The 6,240-nt window shown below is 45.3% G+C and carries 4 protein-coding genes and 2 pseudogenes; 1 reads left to right on the forward strand and 5 read right to left on the reverse strand.

Annotation, left to right across the window (positions count from 1 at the left end):
- Positions 1-173 precede the first annotated feature (173 nt).
- The 4 genes and pseudogenes from AC1DPK_RS28940 to AC1DPK_RS28955 form a co-directional block, all read right to left on the reverse strand.
- Entirely contained in the window at positions 174-2,447 is a 2,274-nt protein-coding gene (locus AC1DPK_RS28940) for a glycoside hydrolase family 3 C-terminal domain-containing protein (RefSeq protein ID WP_477512420.1), read from the reverse strand.
- Positions 2,448-2,496: 49 nt separating this feature from the next.
- On the reverse strand, positions 2,497-2,742 hold the full coding sequence (locus AC1DPK_RS28945; protein ID WP_441912430.1) for a hypothetical protein: 246 nt from the start codon (positions 2,740-2,742) through the stop codon (positions 2,497-2,499).
- Positions 2,743-3,047: 305 nt separating this feature from the next.
- Positions 3,048-3,230 (reverse strand): CcdC protein domain-containing protein, encoded by a 183-nt coding sequence (locus tag AC1DPK_RS28950; protein WP_477512423.1) that lies wholly within the window; start codon positions 3,228-3,230, stop codon positions 3,048-3,050.
- A gap of 47 nt (positions 3,231-3,277) precedes the next feature.
- A pseudogene (locus AC1DPK_RS28955) lies at positions 3,278-3,493 on the reverse strand (CcdC protein domain-containing protein); the annotation flags it as partial.
- A 420-nt stretch (positions 3,494-3,913) separates the two neighbouring features.
- Here AC1DPK_RS28955 and AC1DPK_RS28960 point away from each other — a divergent pair.
- Entirely contained in the window at positions 3,914-6,007 is a 2,094-nt protein-coding gene (locus AC1DPK_RS28960; RefSeq protein WP_477512421.1) for a GxGYxYP domain-containing protein, read from the forward strand.
- A 151-nt stretch (positions 6,008-6,158) separates the two neighbouring features.
- Here AC1DPK_RS28960 and AC1DPK_RS28965 read toward each other — a convergent pair.
- Positions 6,159-6,240: pseudogene (locus AC1DPK_RS28965) on the reverse strand (transposase); the annotation flags it as partial.

The following is a 6,240-nucleotide window of genomic DNA, read 5'->3' on the forward strand; positions in this document are numbered from 1 at the left end:
TAAATTTATGTTTTATTCCATTGACAGGTCTATATTCTGGTTTTGACCGTAAAAGGCACCTCGCATCCCTGCTCAATTGTGGATCGGCATATAAAAGCTTTGCATAAATCGAATAGAAAAAAAGAACCGTCACGTGGAAGGACGGTCCTTTTGTAAAATCTATTTTGCTCCTACTATGAATGGTTTAATTGGTGAAGCAAGCCGTTTAGCATTTCGTCTGTGAACGCCCCTTGGCTGAAGGACACCAAGCTGCGAAGAGGCATAAATTTCATCATCGCGGCCATCATGTCTGCCATTTCGTTATCCTCAGACATCAAGATTCCCATTCCTGCTTGAACCTGCTGCATAATGCCTTGCACGATTGGACCCTTCTCCGTATCGCTTATTAAGTCACCGAGAAGGCTATTGCGATGATACACAACTTTCAGAGGGACAGTGGATTGAACGCGCAGTGTCTCGCCTAGGACAATATCCTCCGATGAACGCCCAATAAGAACAGCAAAGTCTCCGCTCTCGACATGCCAGTCTTTTAGAGCAACATTGTAATAAGCGAAAGATCGTTTATCCAGCGTAAACGTTATCTTCTTTTGCTCTCCAGGCTGCAGCTCCACCTTGGCAAATCCTTTCAGCTCTTTCTCCGGCCGAATCACGGTGCTCACGACATCTTGAACGTACAGCTGAACGATTTCTTTGCCGGTGCGTGTTCCTGTGTTCTTAACCGTGACGTGAACGCTTACCGTTTCCGTATCATTTATTTCCTTGCTGTCTATCAACAAGTTTGTGTACTCGAATGTTGTATAGCTCAGACCATGCCCAAACGGGAACATCGGCTTAACGCTCTTCGAATCATAGTAGCGATATCCGACAAAAATGCCTTCCCGATATTCCGCATGATCTGCCTCGCCTGGATAAAATAGAAATGATGGATTGTCGCTTAGCTTAGCAGGAAATGTCTCTGCCAGCTTGCCGGATGGATTCGCTTCTCCGAACAGCAGATCAGCAATCGCACCACCAACCGCTTGCCCCCCTAAGTATGCCTCCAAAATGGCTCCCACCTCATCAGCCCAAGGCATCTCGATAGCCGAACCATTCATAAGGACAACAACGACGTTGCTTTGCACACTCGCTACAGCCTTAATCAATTGATTCTGATTACCCGGCATATTTAGATGTTTTCTATCGTACCCCTCAGATTCATAACGGTCGGGAAGACCTGCAAATACAACGGCCACATCGGCTTCGCTAGCGGCCTTCTTCGCTTCTTCCACGAGTGCATCATCACTATTATCGTTATCTAGCGAGTAACCCTCAGCATAAACAATGAATGACGAGTCTCCAGCCAACTGCTTCATTTCCTGCAGCGGATTATCGAGCGCAGTCGGCACGATATGCGAGCTGCCGCCGCCTTGAAACCTAGGTTTTTGAGCGAATGCGCCAATGACCGCCACTTTTTTTCCTTTGCTAAGCGGCAGCAGCTGTTTTTCATTTTTCAAAAGCACCATACATTCACTAGCAACCGTGCGAGCTAGCTGATGATGCTCTCCCACATTGTAAGACGCGTTCTCTTTTTTCTGATCAACACTCATGAAGATAATTCGAAGAAGTCTTGCAACAGCTTGATCGAGCAATTCGACGGATAGCTTGCCGCTTTGCACGGCCTCTATTATTTTTTTGTCGCCACTGCCGTTGCTGGAAGGCATTTCTAGCTCAAGCCCCGCTGCAAGCGCATCTACTCGCTCATCTACCGCACCCCAGTCGGAGACAACAAAACCTTCATGGCCCCATTCTTCCTTCAAAATATCCGTTAACAAAAATTCGTTTTCCGAAGCATACGTTCCGTTTACTTTGTTGTAGGCGCTCATGACCGTCCATGGTTTACCTTTTTTCACCGCACCCTCAAAGCTTGCCAAATATATTTCGCGCATTGTCCGCTCGTCGACAACCGCATCGACTGACATCCGGCGGTGTTCTTGATTGTTGAGTGCAAAATGCTTGAGTGAGGTGCCAATACCTTGGCTTTGTACCCCTTGAATATGGCTTGCCGCCATTTCCGAGGATAGGAAAGGATCTTCAGAAAAGTATTCAAAGTTCCGTCCGCATAGCGGCGTCCGCTTGATGTTCGCGCCTGGCCCAAGTAAAACAGCCACATCCTCTGCTTGGCATTCCTCGCCAAGAGCCACGCCTACCTTTCCAACCAATTCACGGTCCCAAGAGCCGGCAAGCCCTGCCGCTGATGGAAAACAGGTAGCAGGAACGCTATCAAAAATACCTACATGGTCAGAAGAACCTTTTTGCTTACGCAGCCCATGAGGCCCATCCGTTACCATTATAGAAGGAATATGAAGTCGTTCAACACCCTTTAGATGCCAGAAATCGAGCCCCGAACACATACCTGCTTTTTCTTCCAAAGTCATTTGGTCAATAAGCGCTTGAATATCAATTTTCATTTAAAACCCTCCTCTATTATGTTTCTCATTACACCTATGTTTAGACGCCTTAAGCTCTGAATACAGCATTAGGATTCTCATGCCTAGCCGTACTAAAGAGAATGCTGCCCGCGATAAATAGGACAATAAATGCAGGATGCTCGCCGAAGTTTTCAAAAAACTGTCCAAACAAGGAGTGTTCCTCGTTATATATTGCTTTGGACAAGCTCAAATCAGCAAAACTAAAAACGATCATGACTGCGACCCACAAGAGCACAAATCCCCAAATAAAGAGACGCATTCCTTTCGATGTCATATCCATACTCCATTTCGAAAAATGTACATTACAGCAAGCGCTTACATTTATTCAAAAATGATAGAAGCTGCGACTAAACCATTACTTCCAGCATGGTCATGCCTCATTTTCAAATTCCCCCTCATCCCCATTGTTTCATTCCAATACGTTGATTATAAAATGCCAATTCCACAAAATATGGTATAAATTTCAGAAAAATAGTATTTTATTGAGGTGGCGTGAAAACAGAAAAAAAGGAGCTCCTTTAAAAGGGCTCCTTGAATGCCAGAATAGCGATTATACTTTTCGTACCGTTTGAAGCTGCATTAGTCTCCGAAATTTAATATAAAAACGACTCGCCACGGGATGACGTAAAAGAACGCTAAAATCATAAACAAAGCAGCCAGCGTTTGAGGTTCGATTGTGGACATGTAATAGTGAAGCTCGAAACGAATGGCAATGACAACGAGAAAAGCGACGATGAATCCCCAGTTCTTCTTGGCGTATATAAATGATCATCACGAATTTCATAGTTTGTGGTCCATATTAGCGGAATCGAGAGGATAATACCTATAGCCGCAGCAATCAAAAATTCGTAAAACGGCGCATGGACATTGGAATTAAATATCAACAGCAGACCCGGCAGCATAAATAGAATCGGGTACAACAGCCTTTTGCCGTCTCCTCGAATGGGGCGGTAAAAGCTCCTTGTTCGTCTCCACAGCACGAGGGCAGCAATGGCAAAGACAAACACATAAAATGAACGATCCATTTCAACACCGCTTTCTACAAATTAAATATTGAATTTCCATAATTTATATTATACCTACTCGAATGAAATACCTGCAATACGATTCCTTTGGATATAAAGGGATCACTATGTGAAGTATATGCTGCATGCCTATTTTCCGCCAATTATATATATTTAATATATATAATTACTCTATACAATACTCATGACTTGGCTATGTAAAAGGGACTATTGTCTATTTCTTTTGCGCTATAATACTTTAGGTCTCGAGTTGTCTTCTGTTGGAACCTTTGTCGAAACGATTGTATTAAACATAAATATATTTAATATATAGTTTAGGTACTGCCGTATGCGCATTAGCGAAGCCGCCTAAGAAGGAGGGAATGGAAAAGGCGCTATGACGATGGTATTACCCAATCAGATGAGACGAGGTGTAAGATCGTGATTCGAAAACTTACTGTCACATGTCTGGCTATCGTATGTACGCTGTCTTTAACGCTTGGCGCTTCAGCACCAGCTGCAGCAACTGCGGAATCCAAATCCGGCAAAAGCTCCATTAGCTGGCCAAATAAGCAAGCGCTTCCATCCTTTGCAACCCCCAAAAAACTAGATGTAGCTGATATTTATGATGCGCCAGGGGACATTAAGCTTCTACTTGCAACGCTGCAGGGTATCGTTAACCGTGAGGAGCCTCGAATCTATCTGCTGGAAAACCAAGAAGAAGGCAAACTGACCTGGCTAAAAGATTTGAAGGTTCCCTACAATGTGCATGCAGATTACTGGGATATCGTCAAAAAATATAAAAAAGAAGTGAAAGGCATCATTGTTTACGATCCGAAGGTTGCTGATACTATCAATGTTGCGACTACTCTTGCTGGGTTAAAGGATGCCGTTGTCGCTAGCCCTGCTCTCGCCGCGCAGTTGAAAGCAGCACCATTTAACCTAAAAGTGCTCGATGATTTACAAGGCAAATTCAAAGACCGTTTGGATGCTTACACATGGCAATATGAGAATCTATGGGCCAAATCGACACATCGGATGTTAGTCGGATTAAGCCCTGACACATCCGTTAGAATACCACCCGGACTCCCTGAATCGTTCAAGACCATTGCGGAAGACACCACGCAGGAGCGCGATGGCAAAAATAAAAATACGTATGAGCTGGATTTGACGAGCAATTTGGGCAAAGAATCCGTATTTCTTCGCTTCGAGGACGCTTTCCCTCAGGATGGCTGGGGATCCGCCGTTCATGAAGTAACCGTGAAGGCAGATGGGCAAACAATCGCGCAGTTTATTCCAGGTACGCCTGAGGAAGAGGCGTTTCTGTACGACCGCCAAAGCTCTCAAGTATCAACAGGACAAGGCGGACACCGATTCGCAGACAATGGCCGATACTTCGTCTATAAGTTTACGCCGCCTGCAGGTACAAAGCAGTTAACTGCCTCCGTCCTTATGTGGAATCAATTTAAGGTATCGGCAGGCAATATCCAGCCGCCAACCTCAGACCAGAAGGAGCCTTACGGCTACCTCCGTGATTATGCAGTTGCGAACAAAGCAATGGTGTTCTGGCTTGATTCCAACGTGCCGGAACAGAAAGCGCTTTTCGAAAAAATCTTATCAGGCGTCAAGCCAGGCACCCCTTACTTAGGCTGGTTTAATAATGACGTTGAAGGCGAATTCAGCTCCGTAGAAATTACATCCAATTACAGTGTCTACGTGCTTGCGGCCGACTGGTTCAGCAACTTAACGGTTTTCTCGGGTACAAAGGCAAAGACAGTCAAAGCCAAAACGCCTAAGGCGCCTAAGCTTGCAAATAAAATCTACGTCACGTATACCTTCAGCGAGGGCGACAACTTCCAATACAATCAGCATAGAATGCGTATCCTATGGGATGATCCTACTCGCGGAAAAGTACCGATCAACTGGACATCAAGCCCGCTTCTTTATGACGGCGCACCCGCTATTCTGAACTATTTCCAAAAGACAGCGACGGAAAATGACCTCATCATTGCTGGTCCTTCTGGGTCAGGATACTTCTACCCGGAAGCATGGCCGGAAGCCACATTCTCTGATTTCCTTAAGCAGTCTTATACGTATATGAAGCAAACAGGAATGACCGTTCCGTATGTGCTGAATCGTGTGAACAGCGAGAATGTTCCGCTCAGCGCATCAAAGGCAGCTGCCTATGAGAAGTTTTACAAGGCAAAAGGACTATTCCTAAGCTGGGAAGATCATTACGGTGTCGAAATCATAAACGGTACACTGCCCGTATCCACGATTCAAGGCATAAGTACCGCACAAGACGGGAAAAACATTTTGGCAGCAGCCAAAGCAAAATGGGATGGCAAATCACCATTATTCGTATCACTCGGGCTGCTCGCATGGAGCATGACACCTTCTGATGTTGTGGCGATAACAGAATCGCTCGGACCAGAATATCAAGCTGTACGGGCTGACCACTACTTCTCACTTATCCGCGATTACAATAAACTGCCAGCCAAATCGCAGCTAGCGGAGGACGAAAACGAGGATTAGATTTAAAGTGGACGAGGCTTTTGTTAAAAGTGGAACCAAAAAGGGGCTGTCCCATAAGCATCAAGCTCGCTGAGGAATAGCTCGCTTTGAACGGGAGTATTGGTAGCAGTACAGGAGAGCTATTCCTGTACTGCTATTTTTCTATTCTGGTCTATGCTTGCTTCATAGGATTATGGGCAAGCGAAAGCCACCCGACCTCCAGACTTACCTTAGGTAAGCTGCGAAGCAGAAAC

The organism is Paenibacillus sp. 01T424, assembly GCF_056398745.1.